Source organism: Helicobacter apodemus, from assembly GCF_000765745.2.
Classification (GTDB): Bacteria; Campylobacterota; Campylobacteria; order Campylobacterales; family Helicobacteraceae; genus Helicobacter_D; species Helicobacter_D apodemus.
Genome location: NZ_JRPC02000008.1, coordinates 31,464 through 49,654 on the forward strand (window position 1 = coordinate 31,464; position 18,191 = coordinate 49,654).

At 34.5% G+C, this 18,191-nt stretch carries 18 protein-coding genes and 1 tRNA gene; 7 read left to right on the forward strand and 12 right to left on the reverse strand.

Annotation, left to right across the window (positions count from 1 at the left end; translation table 11 throughout):
- Positions 1-5: 5 nt before the first annotated feature.
- On the forward strand, positions 6-2,240 hold the full coding sequence (gene flgE / locus LS72_RS03915; protein ID WP_138155064.1) for a flagellar hook protein FlgE: 2,235 nt from the start codon (positions 6-8) through the stop codon (positions 2,238-2,240).
- A gap of 83 nt (positions 2,241-2,323) precedes the next feature.
- On the opposite strand, the gene argB is transcribed toward flgE, so the two are convergent.
- Positions 2,324-3,178, reverse strand: a complete 855-nt coding sequence (argB, locus tag LS72_RS03920) for an acetylglutamate kinase (RefSeq protein ID WP_138155067.1) — start codon at positions 3,176-3,178, stop codon at positions 2,324-2,326.
- 51 nt (positions 3,179-3,229) lie between these two features.
- Here argB and LS72_RS03925 point away from each other — a divergent pair, with 51 nt between their 5' ends.
- Entirely contained in the window at positions 3,230-4,171 is a 942-nt protein-coding gene (locus LS72_RS03925; protein WP_034555040.1) for a D-2-hydroxyacid dehydrogenase, read from the forward strand.
- On the opposite strand, the gene LS72_RS03930 is transcribed toward LS72_RS03925, so the two are convergent.
- The 10 genes from LS72_RS03930 to purD form a co-directional block, all read right to left on the reverse strand.
- Positions 4,160-4,846: an energy transducer TonB gene (locus tag LS72_RS03930; protein WP_034555041.1), complete on the reverse strand. Its 687-nt coding sequence runs from the start codon at positions 4,844-4,846 to the stop codon at positions 4,160-4,162. The genes LS72_RS03925 and LS72_RS03930 overlap by 12 nt on opposite strands.
- Positions 4,812-5,195, reverse strand: a complete 384-nt coding sequence (exbD, locus tag LS72_RS03935; protein ID WP_034555042.1) for a TonB system transport protein ExbD — start codon at positions 5,193-5,195, stop codon at positions 4,812-4,814. Before exbD ends, LS72_RS03930 begins: the two co-directional genes overlap by 35 nt.
- Positions 5,179-5,616 (reverse strand): TonB-system energizer ExbB, encoded by a 438-nt coding sequence (gene exbB / locus LS72_RS03940; RefSeq protein WP_034555043.1) that lies wholly within the window; start codon positions 5,614-5,616, stop codon positions 5,179-5,181. Before exbB ends, exbD begins: the two co-directional genes overlap by 17 nt.
- A 161-nt stretch (positions 5,617-5,777) precedes the next feature.
- A tRNA-Leu gene (locus LS72_RS03945) sits at positions 5,778-5,861 on the reverse strand.
- Between the two features lie 31 nt (positions 5,862-5,892).
- Entirely contained in the window at positions 5,893-6,237 is a 345-nt protein-coding gene (locus LS72_RS03950) for a F0F1 ATP synthase subunit C (RefSeq protein WP_034555044.1), read from the reverse strand.
- 99 nt (positions 6,238-6,336) lie between these two features.
- Positions 6,337-8,541, reverse strand: a complete 2,205-nt coding sequence (locus tag LS72_RS03955) for a polyribonucleotide nucleotidyltransferase (RefSeq protein ID WP_034554466.1) — start codon at positions 8,539-8,541, stop codon at positions 6,337-6,339.
- 15 nt (positions 8,542-8,556) lie between these two features.
- A complete protein-coding gene (locus LS72_RS03960; RefSeq protein WP_238700694.1) occupies positions 8,557-9,240 on the reverse strand; it encodes a phosphoribosyltransferase in 684 nt (227 codons plus the stop codon).
- A 15-nt stretch (positions 9,241-9,255) separates the two neighbouring features.
- A complete protein-coding gene (locus tag LS72_RS03965) occupies positions 9,256-11,337 on the reverse strand; it encodes an LPS-assembly protein LptD (protein WP_238700695.1) in 2,082 nt (693 codons plus the stop codon).
- A 47-nt stretch (positions 11,338-11,384) separates the two neighbouring features.
- Entirely contained in the window at positions 11,385-11,843 is a 459-nt protein-coding gene (locus LS72_RS03970; protein WP_034554469.1) for an RDD family protein, read from the reverse strand.
- On the reverse strand, positions 11,843-13,108 hold the full coding sequence (purD, locus tag LS72_RS03975) for a phosphoribosylamine--glycine ligase (protein ID WP_034554471.1): 1,266 nt from the start codon (positions 13,106-13,108) through the stop codon (positions 11,843-11,845). Before purD ends, LS72_RS03970 begins: the two co-directional genes overlap by 1 nt.
- 373 nt (positions 13,109-13,481) lie before the next feature.
- On the opposite strand from purD, the gene LS72_RS03980 reads away from it, so the two are divergent.
- The gene (locus LS72_RS03980; protein ID WP_034554472.1) at positions 13,482-13,976 is read left to right on the forward strand and encodes a c-type cytochrome; all 495 of its coding nucleotides are present in this window, start codon (positions 13,482-13,484) and stop codon (positions 13,974-13,976) included.
- A gap of 2 nt (positions 13,977-13,978) precedes the next feature.
- On the opposite strand, the gene LS72_RS03985 is transcribed toward LS72_RS03980, so the two are convergent.
- Positions 13,979-14,761, reverse strand: a complete 783-nt coding sequence (locus LS72_RS03985) for a HesA/MoeB/ThiF family protein (RefSeq protein WP_034554473.1) — start codon at positions 14,759-14,761, stop codon at positions 13,979-13,981.
- Between the two features lie 158 nt (positions 14,762-14,919).
- On the opposite strand from LS72_RS03985, the gene LS72_RS03990 reads away from it, so the two are divergent.
- From LS72_RS03990 to LS72_RS04005, 4 genes are read left to right on the forward strand one after another with little or no spacing between them, the layout of a single operon-like run.
- Entirely contained in the window at positions 14,920-15,351 is a 432-nt protein-coding gene (locus LS72_RS03990; protein WP_034554474.1) for a CoA-binding protein, read from the forward strand.
- Positions 15,348-16,556, forward strand: coding sequence for a threonine ammonia-lyase (ilvA, locus tag LS72_RS03995; RefSeq protein ID WP_138155070.1), 1,209 nt, complete (start codon positions 15,348-15,350; stop codon positions 16,554-16,556). The genes LS72_RS03990 and ilvA overlap by 4 nt, the downstream gene beginning before the upstream one ends.
- Positions 16,557-16,565: 9 nt before the next feature.
- The gene (locus LS72_RS04000; RefSeq protein ID WP_052087395.1) at positions 16,566-17,507 is read left to right on the forward strand and encodes a hypothetical protein; all 942 of its coding nucleotides are present in this window, start codon (positions 16,566-16,568) and stop codon (positions 17,505-17,507) included.
- Positions 17,491-18,171 carry a pilus assembly FimT family protein gene (locus tag LS72_RS04005; RefSeq protein WP_108911339.1) on the forward strand — a complete coding sequence of 227 codons (681 nt, stop codon included), beginning with the start codon at positions 17,491-17,493 and terminating at the stop codon, positions 18,169-18,171. Before LS72_RS04000 ends, LS72_RS04005 begins: the two co-directional genes overlap by 17 nt.
- Positions 18,172-18,191: the final 20 nt, after the last annotated feature.

Genomic DNA, 18,191 nt, shown 5'->3' on the forward strand with positions numbered 1-18,191 from the left:
TGCAAATGTTACGATCTCTATGGTCAGGAGTCGGCGGTATGCAGGCTCATCAAATTGCATTAGATGTCGAATCTAACAATATTGCCAATGTCAATACAAATGGCTTTAAATACTCCCGTGCAGATTTCTCTACTATGATTGTCCAAACTCAACGCGGTGCAACAGTCCCATATGCAGGTTTTGGTGGTGTTAATGATTATTCTGTAGGACTTGGAACAGGGATAGAAACCACAACAAAAGTTTTCTCACAAGGATCTTTACAAAACACTCACAGAAAGGCAGACTTAGCACTAACAGGAAATGGTATGTTTGTAGTAAGTGGAAATGGCGGTATATCTCATCTTTATACAAGAGATGGAGGATTTTCTTTTGATGCGGTGGGAAATCTTGTAACAACAAGTGGGTACATAGTTCAAGGTTGGCTTAGAGATTTAGGGGAAATTGAATCATCTAATTCATCTGGTGCAGGAACTGTCGATTCTACTAGACCCACTGGAAACATCACCATTGACCCTCGCCTTACTATCCCAGCAAAAGCAACTAGAAATCTTACAGGAGCTATTAATTTAACAAGTGGGGTAAAAACAGAGCATACTACCCTCCCAAGCTCACTAGATAGCACAGCGACCAATAACTACTTAGCCGGTGGATTAGATAGAATTTATGATACGAAAGATAGACAGCTTGAAGTTGAACAAGATATGGGAGTTATGTTTAATGATGCGGGAGAAGCAATTCGCCTACAAGAAAGTCAAGGCATATGGGTAAGCTATCAAACCGCTACTTCACAACCCCTAAAAATTGATAGTGCTTATGTGGGTTCTACTACTATTACCATTAATGAAGTCAATATTACTTGGACAAATAATCCACAAACTTCTAGATCTTCAAATTTACTGACTGCACAAGTAGCCATTAATAACCAAAAAGATAAGACTGGGGTAGAAGCCCTCATTAGAAGCGGACAACTTATCTTGCAAAATACCAACCAAATTGATGGCGACGCAAGCAAAAAAAATATAAGGGCTAGAATCACAGGAGGAACAGCTTTTGCCGATAGCTCTACTATTGCTGTAACTACTGCCTTTAGATACACCTACACCCAACAAACAGACGCGGATTCTGCCTCTGGAAATTTCCGCACGACAGAAGATCTAAGAGCCTTGTTACAACAAGATGCAAACAAGGTGAAACAATTTGGGGGAGATTCCGCTGCAGCAGCGACTGCCGCTGCTAATAGAACTTTTGTGCAATCAACCTTTAGCGTTAAAGTAATACTCAATAATAGTGGACAATTTGCGATTGAAAATAAACAAGATGGTTTTAATGCAAGTGCCAATGCAATAGGTATAGGAACCGGTTTAACCCAACCTGCATATGATAACCTTAACATATTTGTCTCTGCTTATAATGATACGCTGACAACTACGAATGTTCTTTTCAAAAATCAAATGAAAGCCTTAAATACAGGGGTATTAGTAGAAGGAGGAAATGTTACAACCTCTGGTGGCTTAAGAATGGCTAAGTTTGCTTCAACGATTGCCATTTATGATAGCCTTGGGAATAAACACAATTTAACCATAGACTTCACCAAAGTTAGGGATAAAGAATGGAGTTGGAAAGTTACCGTTCCAGAACCTGCCGAATTACTTGGGGCTAGCGCACAAAGACCGAATATCTTAGAAGGGGGTAGTGTAACCTTTGGGGATCAAGGCGAATTACTAGGGTTTAACCCTTCTACTATCCAATTTAAACCTAACAATGGAGCGGCTTTTCCGCAAAATATTAATTTAGATTTTGGGACAGCAGGAGGACACTCTGGGCTTACAAGCACAGGTTCAGAGTCTGCGGCTACAAATGTTAATGGAGATGGCTATCCATCAGGACAATTTAAAGAATTCTACTTTGATAAAACAGGCACAATGATAGGCATTTTTAACAATGGACGCAATCTCGCTTTAGCCCAGGTAGCTATTGCAACATTTGCAAATTATGAGGGCTTGCAGGAATCTGGAAGCAATCTGTATTCAGAAAGTCCAAATTCTGGACGAGCTACCATAGGAACAGCTGGAACAGGAGGTAGGGCAGCTGTAGAAGCTTCTAAATTAGAGATGAGTAATACAGACCTTAGTAGAGGATTAACGCAACTTATTGTCGTGCAAAGAGGTTTCCAAGCAAACTCTAAATCCGTTACTACAGCCGATCAGATTCTCAACACTCTCTTAGGATTAAAACAATAATCCTAAGAGATACTTCTAAATTATCCTCCTTAATACTCTTAACATTAAAGACTTAATATCCCTAAAATAAATCTAAAAATTTTCTACTCTGCTATAAACTGACTTCCTATTCCAGCAGAGGTAAAAAGCTCTAATAAAAGCGAATGTGGAACTCTGCCATCAATAATATGTGCCTTTTCTACACCTTGTTTTACACATTCCAAACATGCCTCCACCTTAGGTATCATACCTCCAACAATCACACCCTTTGTAATTAATTCTTGAGCATCTTGGAGTTTCAAACTCTCTAAAATTTCTTTATCCTCCCCTAAAACCCCTCTAGTATCTGTTAAAAAAATAACCCTTTTAGCTTTGGTTGCAATTGCTATAGAGCTTGCCGCACTATCTGCATTCACATTAAACCCCGGATGTCCTGATTCCTCGCCACTAGCAATAGGGGCAATCACAGGAATAAGATTTTGCTCTAAGAGATTATCAATCACTTCTGCCCTAACTTCTGTAATCTCTCCTGTGTAACCATATTTCCCATTATCTTTTTCTCTAGCCTGTAACAAAGAAGCATCTTTTCCACTAATACCAATGGCATTTGCACCATTAAAATTTAAAAATGCCGTAATTTCTTTATTAATTTCACCGCTAAGCACCATTTCAACAATCTTTAAAGCATCCATACTCGTTACCCTAAGCCCATTAATAAACTCACTTTTAATTTGCAGCATTTCTAATAATTCATTAATCCTTTTTCCTCCACCGTGGATAATAATAGGTTTAATCCCCAACATATAAAGCAAAACAATATCAATAGCAAATTGCTCTTTTAAATGGGGGTTAATTTGTGCAGCACCCCCATACTTAATCACAATCTTAGAACCCCTAAAAAGCCTAATATAGGGAAGCGAATCAAGCAAAACAGAAACGATTCTAGAATGATTACGCATTTTTTTCCTTTTTGTAGTAAAATAGTCCAAATTATACCAAAAGGATAGCCAATGCAAAACAAAATCGTATTTTTAGATGCTTTAAGTTTAGGGGAGAGCAATATCCAATCAAGACTTGAATCTTTTGGAGCTTACACTGCCTATCCCACGACCAAACCCGAAGAAACCCTGCAACGCTCTAAAGGAGCTAATATCATCCTTAGTAATAAAGTAGTTTTAAATAAAGAGATTTTAGAAGCCCTCAAGCAAGATTTAAAACTTATTTGTATTACCGCAACAGGAACCAATAATGTAGATTTAGAAGCCGCAAAAGCATTGGGTATAACTGTGAAAAATGTTGCGGGATATTCTACTCAAAGTGTGGCACAACATACTTTAATGTTAGCATTAGGGCTTTGTGCCAAATTACCCTTTTATGATTCTTATGTAAAGAGCAGAGAATATGCTAACAACCCTCTTTTTACAAATCTTTCTTTACCTCTAGAACTTTTAAATGGCAAAAACTGGGGAATCATTGGACTAGGCTCTATTGGAAAAGAGGTTGCTAGATTAGCATCAGCTTTTGGTGCTAGGGTGTGTTATTACTCAACAAGCGGTAAAAACAACAATACAGACTACCCATCCTTACCCTTAGAAGAGCTTTTAAAAACAAGCTTTGTAGTCTCTATCCACGCACCTTTAAACCCAACAACACAAAATCTACTGTCCGCAAAAAATCTCTCACTCCTGCAAGAAAATAGTATTTTAATCAATATCGGAAGAGGAGGGATTGTCAATGAAGAAGATTTAGCACAAGCACTAAAGCAACAAAGATTCTATGTAGGGCTTGATGTATTTACTAAAGAACCTATGCAAGAAAATAACCCCTTATTAGATAAAAGCATTGCCCATCAACTATTACTTACCCCTCACAATGCTTGGGGGTATGAGCAAAGCAAAGAAGCATTAATTGAAGGGATAGTCAAAAACATTAAAGAGTTTTTAACCCTTTAAGTGATATTGAATAGGGATTTGGATAATCATATTATTTTGCACCAGCGGAAAACTCTCTTGCGAATCAAAAATAGTTCTTAAAGCCGATTTATCTAAAATAGGGTTTCCTGAAGAATTTATAATCCTGACATTTTGAACTCCTCCACTTGCAAGCAAAGTAAATTCTAGGGTAACAATACCCTCCACCCTCATCATTCTAGCCTTTCTTGGATAATGAAGATTCTTATCGATAGCCTGTTTAATAGCTAGTAAAAGGGGATCATCATTTTTACTAAAAGTTAGCATCTGGGGTGTAGTAGGTGTAGCATTTGTAAGGGTTGGATTAGGATTAACGGCAACCTTTTGAATCTGTGGCTCTACAACTTCTTTAGGAATTGGCTGAACCATTTTAGCCTCCTTACGATGATGCTTTGGTTTAGCTTTCTTAGGCAAAGGCTTAATCTTATCTATAGGTTTAAGTGGAGGCATTGGGACTTGAGGTTGCATTTGTGGAGTATTAGGAATAAATTGATTTAAGGAAATAGCAATACTTTGATTCTGCAAACCCACATCTTTAAGTATAAAATTTTCCGTCACATAAAAAATACTAAAAGCAAGGAGTCCATAGATTCCACTTGCTAGGAGAAAAGAATGTAATATTCTATTGTTGTTGTGTAACAATGCTGAAATTTTCATGAGCCTTTCCTTTTAAAATATCAATAATTTGGACAAAAGTATCAAATTTAGCATCCTTATCACTCCTTAATTCTACTAAAGTTTTAGGGTTAAGATTTACTAACTCATTTTTAAGGGTTTCTAAATCTACCAAAGTATCCTCTAAATAAAGTTTATTCTCCTTATCAATAAGGATTTGAATCTTTTTTTCGTCTTGATTAGGTATAGAATTAGAACTCTGCGGCAAATCAATAGGTATCTTTCCTTGAGCGATAAAAGTAGAAACACTTAAAACAATTACTAATAAAACTAGCACAATATCAATAAAAGGGACAATATTTAAGGATTCATTTTTAGGAATCTTTAACATTGCTATTCCTTGTTTTATAAAGATTACTAAGAAGTGTAACCTTTCGGTAAAAGGCATTATAAACAATTAATGTTGGGATAGCCACAGCAAGCCCCAATGCAGTTGCCTTTAGTGCTAAAGATAAACCTGTCATAATTCCTTTGGTATCAATATTCCCACTTAATCCCATATCATAAAAGGTAATCATAATCCCTATAACTGTCCCTAATAAACCTACATAAGGTGCATTAGAGTAAATAATATAAAGTGTTGTTAAATGCTTAGTAATAGAATCTTCAAAAGATTCTAAAGTAGGATATTCTTCAAATTCAATCTTTGCAAAAAATATAACCCTCTCAATACTAAGCCAAAGTGCGATAAACCCCATAATTCCTAAAATTCCAAAAATTGCGTAATCAACGCTTTCTTTCAAAAATTCCATTTTACTAATAATCCTTATTTTTATAAAATATTTTGACGATTATAGCATAATTATTTAATAATAAGAAACACTTTTATTATTGTTTATAAATTTAAAGTTTATATGAAAATGTATAAAATTCTATAAATAATGTTTAACGAAGAAAGATAAAAGAAAAGATATGGTGCGCTGGGCGAGACTTGAACTCGCACGGGTCTCCCCGCCACCCCCTCAAGATGGTGTGTCTACCATTCCACCACCAGCGCAAGAGTGATAGATTCAAGGAATCCTTGAATCCTACAAACCTAAAATTGCCAAAAACGGGTTTGCATAGAGTAAAATAAGTGCTATAACAAGTGTATAAATAACTTGTGCCTCAATCATTGCTAAAGCAATAAACATTGTTGTCATTAATTTACCGCCAATTCCCGGATTTCTAGCCATACCAGAGATTGTAGCAGCAGCTGTGTTTCCCATACCAATCGCACCACCTAATGCAGCAATACCCAAACCAATACCTGCAGCAATGGCAGAATAAGACAATAAGGTTTCACCCTCTACAGAATAAGATAATAATGTTTCACCACCAGCGGCAAACACAACACTTGCTAATGCAAAGAAAGCCAAAAGTAACTTTTTCATATTTTCTCCTTATATTTCAAAGCCTGTTCGGATCTATCCCCTACTTATTGCTTTGTAAGCACACATATTATAGTATTTTTACTAAAACTTTAATAAAAATTATCCCCTTATCCAATCAAGCTCTACCTTATTTTTATTCACCGATAAAACCTCTACTTTTATCTCCTCATCAATTTTTACATAATCAGAAATTTTCCCCTCACCCTTATTCACAACTCTTGAAATATGCAATAATCCATCATACCCTTGCGGTAACTCAACAAATACCCCAAACTCCACGATTTTTTTTATCTTCCCTGTATAAACATCTCCCACCTTATAAACTTCCCAAGGATTAAATCTTTCTTCTTTTTCTTTATTGACAATTCCTAAAATATATTCTTTAGCACCATAAACTTTTTGTTTATTTTTCCCACTTAAACTCACTTCCCCATTGTCGCGATTTAAATCAATAGCAACTTCAAATTTCTCAATAATCTCCTTAATGGTTTTTCCTCCTTGTCCTATAACCTCAACGATTTTACTTGGATGAATAGAAAAAACCTCTAAAGCCGGCAACACGGATTCATTTAAAACAATGTTGCTTTTAGCCTCTTCCATAATTTCTAAAATACGCATTCTTGCCTCTTTGGCTTGGAATAATACTGCTTTTAAGATTTCTATATTTAATCCCACTAATTTAATATCCATTTGCATAGCTGTAATACCATTTTTTGAACCCGCTATTTTAAAATCCATATCACCATCATGATCTTCTAAACCCATAATATCTGTTAAAACTGCATACTCTTCCCCCTCACAAACTAATCCCATAGCCACTCCTGCGATTAAACTAGTGCATTCTACACCCGCTGCTACAAGAGCTAAAGAACCTCCACAAACCGTTGCCATAGAAGAAGAACCATTAGATTCTAAAATTTCAGAAACAAGACGAATAGCCTTGAATCTTCCCTCTATAAGACTAGATTCTAAGGCTCTTTTTGCTAAATTTCCATGCCCCAACTCTCGTCTTCCAGGCGCTGATACACTACTTGCCTCCCCAACACAAAAAGGAGGAAAATTATAATGCACCATAAACCTCTCTTTAGAGGAACATTTATCGGTTAATAACTCATAACTTTGTGCATCCATTTCTCCACCTAAAGTTGCCACAACCAAAGCTTGGGTTTGCCCCCTTATAAAAAGTGCACTAGAGTGTGCATTAGGCAAAATATTAGTTTGGATACTAATAGGGCGGATTTCATTAAGCCTCCTTCCATCCGCTCTTTTTTTCTCTTTTAATATCATAGTTCGCACAATTTCTTTTTTAATCCTCAAGGTTGTCTCTAAGGCTCTTTCTTGTAAATATTCTATATCTTGTGGGTTTTTCTCCCTCCACTCTTGCAATATTTTCTTTACAAAAGCATTAAGCTTACTATTGCGTTCTGTTTTACTAAGCAAATAAATTACTGCCCTTAATTCTTCTAAATGGTTTTGCCTAATATAAGATTCTATTTTATCGCATACAAAATTTTTTCTACCCTCTTTTAAAGTGATAGCTGCTTTTAGAAAAGGAGAAAAATGCTGAATAATAAGCTTATTTTTTTGCGCTATCATCTCTTGTGCTAACCTTAAAGCTTCTAAAATTGTTTCTTCATCAACTTCATTCGCACTAAAATAAGCCAATTCATTTTCTAAAAATGTATTAGTGAAATTAAGAGGACTAGAATTTCCTTTAGCTTGAATACCTCCAAAACTACGCATTTCAATCATCAATAAATCTTCATTAGCCCCACTAACCAATAAATCTAAAGTGCTTCGCTCTAATTCTTTGGTACTAGGATTAACAATAAACTTTTCATCAATCCTACCTATACGCACAGCACTAACAGGAATACTAATGGGTATTTCTGAAACAAAAAGTGCCGCACTTGCAGCATTTAAAGCTAAAATTTGTAAATCCGCATCAGACTCTACACTTAAGACTAAAATCGTAATTTGTGTAGGGTAACAATAATCTTTAGGAAAAAGCGGACGCAAACTTCTATCTACTATTCTAGCACTTAGGGTTTCAAAATCGCCAGGTTTAGCCTCTCTTTTTACATAACCACCCGGAAACTTTCCTGCGGCATAAGCTTTTTCTATGTATTGCACAGTTAAAGGCAAGAAATCCTCTTCTACAATCTCATCAGTATCAATAGCAATGGTAGCTAAAAGGACATTATTGCCTTGTTGATAATATACGCTTCCGCTTGTTGATTGCGCAAAAGTATCAAAAGTGTATTTTTCTTGCTGATTTAAAAATGATAGATTCACTGCTTGCATTATTTCTCCTTAAGGCTATTGTATTTGGGTAAAAATTTTCTCAATAGTAGATACAGGTATTTCTGTATAATCCCTATAATAATACCCAACATCTACAAAATCTTTTAATTTATAAAGACAAAAAACACCATCTATTGTCTCTTCAATAGCTTTAGCAACCTCTAAAGGAGCTACAGGTGTTGCACAATAAATTGTTTTAGCTTGCAGGGTAACCATAGATTTAATTGACGCAAAAGCAGTAATACCACTATCAATACCTTCATCAACCAATAAAACATGTTTATTTTTAAAAGACATCAGAGGATTCCCTTTACGATGCTGATAAATTAGAGGCAACATTTTATCGTCATATTGCCTCTCTACTTCGCCATAAACATAATCCAAACTAATCCCAAAAGATTCCACTAAAGAATCATTAATAACAACATCTTTAGTTTCTGTTGCCATAGCAATTTCACATTCTGGATTATTAGGAGCATAAATAGAAGCAGTAAAAAGAACAGCCAAAGGGGCTTTTATGGTTTGTGCTAATTTGTGAGCAAAATAAACTCCCGCAAATGAAATTCCTACTACTACGCAATCTTCTTTAAGAAAAAAATTTAGAGGTAAATTATTTAACAACTTCGCTAAAGCATCTTCACGATTCTCAAAAAAGATCTTACGTCTTGGAGAATGCTGTGAGTTCCCTAACAAATCCAAATCCTTACCTCCTTCTTAATTACCAATCTTTACATCACTACTTAAAAGCGGTATAAACTTAACCGTTAAAAGAACATGCTTATCATCTCTTGCTTCAGCCCCCCTAGTGGTTAGCACAGGATTGATTGTATTGACATATTTAATCCCAAAGGCAAAACACCGAATTTCTGTATCAATACCAATTTGCCAAGTCTTGAAATAATTTTCTTTATAATCATAACCAACATTAGCATATAAATTAAAATTTTCAAATTCTTTTTTAAGTCCTGCATTAATATAATTTGCCTCTCCAAATCTCCCTTTTACAATATCATTTCTAGCAAATTGCTCACGAATAAAATGGCTAAATGTTCCTGTTAAAAAATCCTCTTTATACTCAACTTGATGGGTAGCCTCGGATATTTTGCCTCTTGAATGGGAATAAAAAATACTGCTTAAAAATCTCCAACGATAATTATAAAAATACTGGACTTCATTTTGAAGTTCCCCTACGCGTTGATTAGCACTCTCAAAATAAAAAGCCTGATTAATTCTATGGGATAATAATAAAACATTCTCTAAATCATAAAAATATTGAGAGCCACTTAATAAAAACTCCTGTCTATCTCCGGGCAATTCAAAAAAATCCGTAAAGCTTCCCTTTTTATTATCAGCTCCAGGCAATGTATATTGCAAGCCCAAGTTTAGAGTATGCCCAAAATTAGTATATTTTTTTACCAAATCCATATCCCCACTAAAAACATAATGATGGCTAAAATATCTTCCATTTTCTAAATGCAAACTAGAAGTATTACTATAATTTACCATTGTTCCATAAAATACTGGCGATACAGAAACATTTATATAATCATCAAATAAACTTTGCGTATAAATAAAAGGCAATCTCGCTTCTTGTTGAATCGCACGATAACCTATGGGTCTTGTATAATTTTTCACACCATAATCAAAGGAATAATAAAAATTATCCACTAAAATACTATCTATTTGTCGGTGATATTGAATCTCTGGCAATGTCTGCAGAGTTTCTGCATTGCTTGTTTTTTCTAAATCAGAATAATATCTACCATAAAGTCCTATATAATCATTATCGCTTTTTAAAAAATAACTTAAACGCGAAGTAAGCAAACTACCCTGTAAATCTGCCCTCTCCCTTGCCCTCTCCGTTTGAGTTTTAAAATAATCAATATCAGAAATTTGAGAAATATCTGCATATAAACCATCTTCACGGAAATAATTATGCGATTTTGTCAATAAGTCTTTGCGTGAATATTCAAGCTGCACTCCATAATGTTCTTGATTTTCTAAATTATAAGTATTTTGATAACTATCCGTATTTCTAAAAATTCCAAAATTTAACCAAAAAATCTGATTTTTATCATCAACCACCCGAATTTCATCATAAAATCCTACACCTCTTTTCGTCCTAATTTGTGGAGAGAAAGTCATATCCCACCAATTATTTGGAGCAACAAAGATAGGCTGTGAGTAAATCAAACCATCATCACGAGAATTCCCAACTATTGGGTAGAGCAAACCGCTTTTCCTTTGGTAGCCCGCTGAAAAAGATAAATAAGGAAAATACAAAATAGGTATATCATACACGCACAAACGAGGGTGCCACACTTTTAACCACTCTTTATTAGCATCATATTCCCCTTGTGAGGCTTGAATCTTCCAAATAGGGTTATGCACACTACAAGCTGAAAGCGTAGCATCTTCTAGCTGATAAACACTGCCATCAAATTCCGCACTCTTAGAATCTACCCATAAACCACTTTGTAACTCTTGCAAATAAAAAGGCTCTAAAAAAGAATAATCCTCTTGGATTTTAATCTTCACCTTTTGTGCCTTTAAATAAAGCGAATTTCCTTTATAGGCATTAACACTATCTATAAGCGTTATTTCTCCTGTTTGTGTATCATAAATGGCTTTATTAGCCGTTACAAAATAATCTAAATTGATAATAGTGACATTGCCTTTTCCTATAATTTGTGCCTTATCATACTCCACATCATCGGCTAAAAACTCAAAAACAACTTCTTGATTTTTACCAAAATGCTTAATAGAAGGTCTAGCATTTATAATGCTAGGCATCATTATAAGGGTTGCAAGAGTAATTAAAGAAGCACTTTTTCTCAAAAACATTACTTAATCTCTATAACAATAGTATTGGCAATTCTATCGTGCAAACCTTGATAAATCTTACTACTTAGAATGAATATAAAAGGAATATAAGTCAAGATTATGCTTAATAATCTCATTAAAGAGCGTAAAAAGGATTGCATAACACTGGGATTATCTAAAAGAGCCACTTCAATAACCTTAATCCTAACTACCATTTTGCCTATTGTTGCCCCATAAAGTTTGACAAAAAGCCAATGGTAAACAAGAGCAATCCCAAGCATTGAGAATGTATAATCTGATACAATCTTTAAGACAATTTCTATATCTTGAGAGTTTTGCGAGATCGCCTCCCAAGCAATCCCAATTATTATCATACTTATAAGTAATTCATCAATTACAAAAGCAACAAATCGTTTCCATAAGGGAGCTATTTGTAACTCTTCTCTTGCAAGTATTTCTTCAATTTGCTCTACTTTCATTATTTCTCCAACACCTGATGGGCAATATCTTTACGAAACTGCATTCCATCAAACTTTATAGTTTTCACTATTCCATAAGCATTTTTAGCCGCTTCTTTGACATTTCTACCCTTACCCACACATACAAGAACTCTTCCACCACTTGCTAAAAGATACTTTCCACTTCTTTCTACCCCAGCAAAAATGATAGAAGCATTTTCCAAAGGAGTAGCAGTATCTAAAAAAGTAATTTTTTCTTTTTTGGAATTTTTATAAGGATATTCTTTAGAAGCAACCACCACACCAACGCAAACATTCTCCTCTAATTCATAATCAATTTTTTGCAAATCACCCTTAGCGCAAGCCATAAAACAATCTAAAAGCCCTCTTTTAAATAAAGGCATTAATACTTCGCATTCTGGGTCCCCAAAGCGGACATTAAATTCTAACAAATAAGGTCTATCTTTCACCACCATAATACCGCAAAAAAGAACACCGCTAAAGGGATTTCCCTCTCTTTCCATACCTGTTAAAGTAGGATCAATAATCGTCTCTTTAATTTCTTCAAGGAGTGCAGGAGTTGCCAAAGAAGATGGAGCATAAGCCCCCATTCCTCCAGTATTAGGACCCTTATCACCATCTAATAGTCGTTTATGATCTTGTGCAACAGGCAAAAGTATAAAATCCTTACCATCACACATTGCAAAGACGGATAATTCAAAACCCTCTAAATATTCTTCAATCACGATTTTTCGACCAGAATCCCCAAAAGCCTTACCACTTAGCATCTCTTTAGCGGTAGCTTTTGCCTCTGCATAACTTTGAGCAATGATTACGCCCTTACCCGCACATAAACCATCTGCTTTAAGAACAATAGGAAGATTTAAAGACTCTATAAATCTACAAGCTTCTGTATAGTCTTGTGTTTGCAAAAATGTTGCGGTTGGAATATCATATTTTCTTGCAAATTCTTTCATATAAACCTTAGACCCCTCTAATCTAGCAGCCTTCGCACTAGGACCAAAAACTAAAATATCATTTTCTCTTAATATATCCGCTAAACCTTCTACCAAAGGAGCTTCAGGACCTATTACAACAAGCCCTATTTTCTGCCTTACTGCAAATTCTACAAAATCTTTATCGGTTTTAAAGTTAATATTTTTCCCTAATTTTTCTGTTGCGCCATTGCCGGGATAAAAATAGATTCCATCAATCCTGCATTCTTTTTGTAATGCTAAACCAATGGCATATTCTCTACCACCACTTCCAACAATCACAATCTCCATATTTCACCTTTATTTTTAATCTTTAAAATCTTTAACCTAAAAACTTTAAAAATTAAAAACCCAAGTGAACGTTCTATTCGTGTAAGCCCATAAATGGCAAAAATTCCAATCATAAGCTTCTTATTAGGCGGCAGATTCTCATCTCAACTTAAGAGACTAATAACGAAAACACCATCACACAAAGAAGTCTATATGACCAGCACTACTCAATGTGTTGGACCCAAAAATAAAATCACGTTTCACTCAGGCAACTAGAATTATAAAATATCCTACCTAAAGTAGCTTTTAATTATTGTAAGATATGGAAATAAAAAATTAAATATTTTTTTGGCAGAATTGCAAAAATATTTTAAAGACTTTATGGAGTATATTTATGAAAAAAATCTTTTTATTGATTGTTTTATGCCTTAGTTTTTTAAATGCTGAAGATTGTGTGTGTTTTGAACTCAAAGGTGAGTTTGGAGAAGAAATTAAAGCTATCTTAAAAAAATATTCTAAAAATCTAGGTGCAAAAGATATTCAAGTTATTCGTGAAGATGAGGATTTAACCCTACAAGAAAAAAATTTTTTAGAAAGCTTAATTGGCACAGGTAAAGTTAATTCTGCTAATAAACAAGCGAATTTAGAAAACGGGGAAAAGCTTTTTCAAAGAGATTGTGCGACCTGTCATGGAAAAAATGCAGAAGTTTCTGTTGCTAATAAGCCCCCTATTAACACTTGGAAAGCCACAGATATTGCTGATGAACTTAAAAACTACCAAAACCAAACCTTTCAAGGACAATCACGTTTTATTAAAAACCAAATCGCCCAACGTTACACCAAAAAAGATATGGAGGATATTGGATATTATATAGAAACACTCCGATAATTCTAAGTATAGAACTTAGAATCAAGAGCATTTAAGCCATTCTCTCCACATACTCTACAACAAGGATTGCGCTTTATATTAATTTTTCTAAACTCCATATCTCTAATATCGCAGCTTAGTAATTGATTAAAAAGCGGTTTGCCAACCCCTGTAAGTATTTTAATAGCTTCATTAGCTTCAATGCAACCAAAAAGGCCTGCTACTGAACCTAAAATCCCTACTTCAGCACTTGTTAAAACAGCTCCTTTGGGGGGCTTATCAAAAAGACAAGCATAACAAGCACTCTCTTTGGGTTTAATGCTCATAGCCTGTCCGCAAAAGTGTAAAGCACTCCCTCTTACTAAAACTTTATTCGCCAAAACACAGGCATCATTGACTAAAAACTTTGAAACAAAAGCATCTGTGGCTTCGATCACTAAATCATAATCTTTCAAAATCCCTAAAATATTATTCACATTTAATCGCTCTTTATGAGTATTAATTTTAAGAGTTGGATTTAAAATCTCTAGCTTTTCCTTAGCAGATTGTGCTTTATTTTTTTGTAAATCTTGCGTATTATGTAAAATCTGTCTTTGAAGGTTACTTAAATCTAAAATATCCCCATCACATATCCCAATTTCACCTACACCCGCTGCTGCTAGATAATACAATACAGGAGATCCAAGCCCACCTGCACCTACTACCAAAACTTTAGCCCTCTTTAATCTCTGCTGACCTTCTTCCCCCATACCCTCTAATAAAATATTCCGATTATACCTTTCTAGCTCTTCTGTGCTTAACGCCATTTTCATTTCCTTTAAACAACCAAAATAATCTCAATTATAACCTAGTTTAGCCATTCTTTCTTTAAATTTTATTGCTTAAAAAGAATATTATGAAAAATTTCTGTTACAATATTTTTTAAATTTTTTAAAAGCTTAAAATTACAAATTAGGACAACTTTATGCAAGACAATCTCAAAAAAACACTTCTAGGAACATCAAAAAACATAGCCATTCTAGGACTTTCTCCTGATTCTACAAAAACAAGCCATCAAGTCGCTAAATATCTCCTCCAAAAAGGGTTTAACATCATCCCTATTTATCCAAAAGGGGGAGAAATTTTAGGTAAGAGAGCCTATCACTCTTTGCAAGAAGCTTTTAGCGAAGAATCTATAAAAAAAAATGGAGAAATAGAAATATTAAATATTTTCCGAAAAAGTGAGGCACTAGAAGGAATTGCTAAAGAAATTATAAAACTCCCCAATAAACCTAAATGTGTATGGATTCAATTAGGACTACAAAGTCAAGAAGCTAAAAGCATTTTAGAGCAAAATAACCTACTTTATATTGAAAATATTTGTATTAAACTTGAATATGAAAGGCTATGTTTATGATTGCTCTAGCTAAGTTTATTGACGCTAAAAAGCGTTTAGAAGGAATCTCTCAACACACAAAACTTGCTTTTGCTCCAAAACTTAGCCAAATTAGTCAGTCCCAAGTTTATGTCAAACAAGAAAATCTCCAAAATACAGGTTCTTTCAAGCTAAGGGGTGCTTTTAATAAGATCTCCACTTTAACCCCATCCCAAAGAGCCAAAGGAGTAATTGCAGCAAGTGCTGGTAATCATGCCCAAGGCGTAGCCTATAGTGCAAAACATTATGGCATAAAAGCAGTGATTGTAATGCCAGAGGCTACGCCATTACTAAAAGTTATGGGAGTTAAAGAATTAGGGGCAGAGGCTATCTTATATGGCAATAATTACGATGAAGCTTATGCTTATGCAATCAATTATGCTAAAGAAAATGAGCTTCATTTCATTCATCCCTTTAGCGATGATGAAGTTATAGCCGGACAAGGAACGATTGCTCTAGAAATGATAGAAGACCAAAACAACTTAACAACTATTGTTGTCCCTGTTGGTGGTGGTGGATTAATTTCTGGGATAGCCTCCGTGTATAAACAAATGCTTCCTAACACAAGAATTATAGGAGTTGTTGCTAAAGGAGCACCGGGAATGCATCACTCCTTTTATCAAAAAAGTATTCAAAGCACAAAAGATGTCCGAACTATCGCTGATGGCATAGCAGTGCGTGATGTCAATGAAAAGAACTTTCATTATATTTTAGAGAGCGTTGATGAGATTGTAATGGTTGATGACGAGGAAATTGCTAATGCGATTTTATACCTTTTAGAGAAACAAAAACTTGTTGTAGAAGGTGCTGGTGCAAGTGTAGTTGCCGCACTCTTGCACCATAAATTTACCATCAAAGAAAAAGAATCTGTTGGGCTTGTCTTAAGTGGTGGGAATATCGATGTAAATATGCTTGGGGTTATCATAGAAAAAGGGCTAGTCCGTTCTCATCGCAAAATGAGCTTTAGCGTTACACTTATTGATAAACCCGGGAGTTTAGAGCGCCTAAGCAATCTACTTTCTAATCTCCAAGCTAATATTGTAAAAGTAGATTTTGATAGAGTCTCTGCTTCTTTAGTCTATGGAGATGCTAATATTTCTGTAAGATTAGAAACAAAAGGAGCGGAACACCAAGAACAAATCCGCAAGGCTTTATTACTTAATGGCTATAAATTTACAGAATCTTGAAGGTCAAATTTGGAAGAAAAGAAGGTTTATCTTTACTTAGGGATTTTACTCTTTTTAGATGCTTTATTGATATTTTCTCTTAGCAATATTCTTAGTATTGAAACTTACAAAATAGAAACTTTTGGATATATGGGCTTCAATGAATTTACTTTTAGGAGCATTTTTTTATTCCTTCATTTTTGTAATGCACTTTTGCTTTTTGTCTTTTCCAAAGATTTCTTAAAGCGTCCTAGTGATGCACTTTTTTGCACACTCTTATTTTTATTATTGCCCGGTGTTAATCTTGATATAATAATGTTTTTAAAAGGACAAGTCATCATCTTTTTTCCCTTACTTTTGTGCTTACTGCAACAAAAAAATCAAAAGATTCCCTACTGGTTACTCGCCATAATGGCAATACTTGATAAAAGCTTTTCACTAGTTTTTTTAGCACTTATCTTTTATGGCATCTCTAAAAAAGATACTTTTTTAATCCTCTCCTCCCTTGGATTTTTTGCTTTAAATATGTATCTTTTTGGTTTAAATATAGGGGGATACCCTAGAGGATATTTTATAGATACTAGTGCATACTTGCTCTTTCTTTTCTCTCCTTTAGTTTTCCTTTATTTTCTCTATGTGCTTTATCGCTTTATAAATACGCAAAATAAACCGCTTATTTGGTATATCTCCATAACCACTTTGTGCTTTATTTTGTTACTCTCTTTAAGACAAAAAGTCGATATACCCTCTTTTACCCCTTTATTAATAGTTAGCTTACCCCTAATGACAAAACTTTATTTCTGTGGGCTTAGAGTGCGGTTACCTCAATTTAGAATGCGTTATAAAGCCCCCTTTATTATAACTTTTATTGTCTTATTGGCTTTCACTTTTGGGCTATTTTTTAGCAAGCCTTTAATGCTTTTGCGCGATACCATTCTTTTTGCCTCTCAAAGCTATGAAACACCGCTTTAATGGCTTTAGCCTTTTTGAGATTTTATTAGTTTTATCCCTTATTAGTATTTTTAGCTCCATAGCTCTTATTGCCTACCCAAAATCCCACCTAAAAGAAGCACAAGAACAGATTATTAACCATTTACATTTTACAAAATACCTTGCACTTCACACGACAAAGACTATCCATCAAGCCCCCTTTTGTCAAAGCGATTCTTGTCAAGAAGAAAGAAAACATTTTGAAGATAGCTTTTGGAGATTACAATTTACCAATCTTAAAAATATTGGTTGGGCTTATTCCATCTTTAGCGATAGTGCTAGAAAGGCTAAAACAAAAAATTTTGATAATAGACCTATGGACTCTTTTGAAATAGCTAGAAATCCCTTTGATAATAAGTATTTAAGCGTTTATACTTACAATAATACCAAATTTGCTAATGGTTTAAGAGAGGGGGATTTATCCTTACAAAAACGTTATAAAATAAGCAACATTAGAACAAAAGGTGGGTGCGGGGAATATGAGGGTGGAAGAATACTTTTTGATGATTTAGGGTTTTTGCGTTGCAAAATTGCTAATAAACCTGTGAGTTTTCCAACTGATATGGTTATTATAGAGTTATTTGATGATTTTAAAAGAAGTGCAAAAATTTGTATTTTACAAAGTGGATTTATCAAAAAATGTTAATTTAATAAAAAAATGCTACA

What these genes read in the sequence shown, in the direction of transcription:
- flgE (WP_138155064.1), top strand. Translation starts at nt 6, where the DNA reads ATGTTACGATCTCTATGGTCAGGAGTCGGCGGTATGCAGGCTCATCAA.
- argB (WP_138155067.1), bottom strand. Translation starts at nt 3,178, where the DNA reads ATGCGTAATCATTCTAGAATCGTTTCTGTTTTGCTTGATTCGCTTCCC.
- LS72_RS03925 (WP_034555040.1), top strand. Translation starts at nt 3,230, where the DNA reads ATGCAAAACAAAATCGTATTTTTAGATGCTTTAAGTTTAGGGGAGAGC.
- LS72_RS03930 (WP_034555041.1), bottom strand. Translation starts at nt 4,846, where the DNA reads ATGAAAATTTCAGCATTGTTACACAACAACAATAGAATATTACATTCT.
- exbD (WP_034555042.1), bottom strand. Translation starts at nt 5,195, where the DNA reads ATGTTAAAGATTCCTAAAAATGAATCCTTAAATATTGTCCCTTTTATT.
- exbB (WP_034555043.1), bottom strand. Translation starts at nt 5,616, where the DNA reads ATGGAATTTTTGAAAGAAAGCGTTGATTACGCAATTTTTGGAATTTTA.
- LS72_RS03950 (WP_034555044.1), bottom strand. Translation starts at nt 6,237, where the DNA reads ATGAAAAAGTTACTTTTGGCTTTCTTTGCATTAGCAAGTGTTGTGTTT.
- LS72_RS03955 (WP_034554466.1), bottom strand. Translation starts at nt 8,541, where the DNA reads ATGCAAGCAGTGAATCTATCATTTTTAAATCAGCAAGAAAAATACACT.
- LS72_RS03965 (WP_238700695.1), bottom strand. Translation starts at nt 11,337, where the DNA reads ATGATGCCTAGCATTATAAATGCTAGACCTTCTATTAAGCATTTTGGT.
- LS72_RS03970 (WP_034554469.1), bottom strand. Translation starts at nt 11,843, where the DNA reads ATGAAAGTAGAGCAAATTGAAGAAATACTTGCAAGAGAAGAGTTACAA.
- purD (WP_034554471.1), bottom strand. Translation starts at nt 13,108, where the DNA reads ATGGAGATTGTGATTGTTGGAAGTGGTGGTAGAGAATATGCCATTGGT.
- LS72_RS03980 (WP_034554472.1), top strand. Translation starts at nt 13,482, where the DNA reads ATGAAAAAAATCTTTTTATTGATTGTTTTATGCCTTAGTTTTTTAAAT.
- LS72_RS03985 (WP_034554473.1), bottom strand. Translation starts at nt 14,761, where the DNA reads ATGGCGTTAAGCACAGAAGAGCTAGAAAGGTATAATCGGAATATTTTA.
- LS72_RS03990 (WP_034554474.1), top strand. Translation starts at nt 14,920, where the DNA reads ATGCAAGACAATCTCAAAAAAACACTTCTAGGAACATCAAAAAACATA.
- ilvA (WP_138155070.1), top strand. Translation starts at nt 15,348, where the DNA reads ATGATTGCTCTAGCTAAGTTTATTGACGCTAAAAAGCGTTTAGAAGGA.
- LS72_RS04005 (WP_108911339.1), top strand. Translation starts at nt 17,491, where the DNA reads ATGAAACACCGCTTTAATGGCTTTAGCCTTTTTGAGATTTTATTAGTT.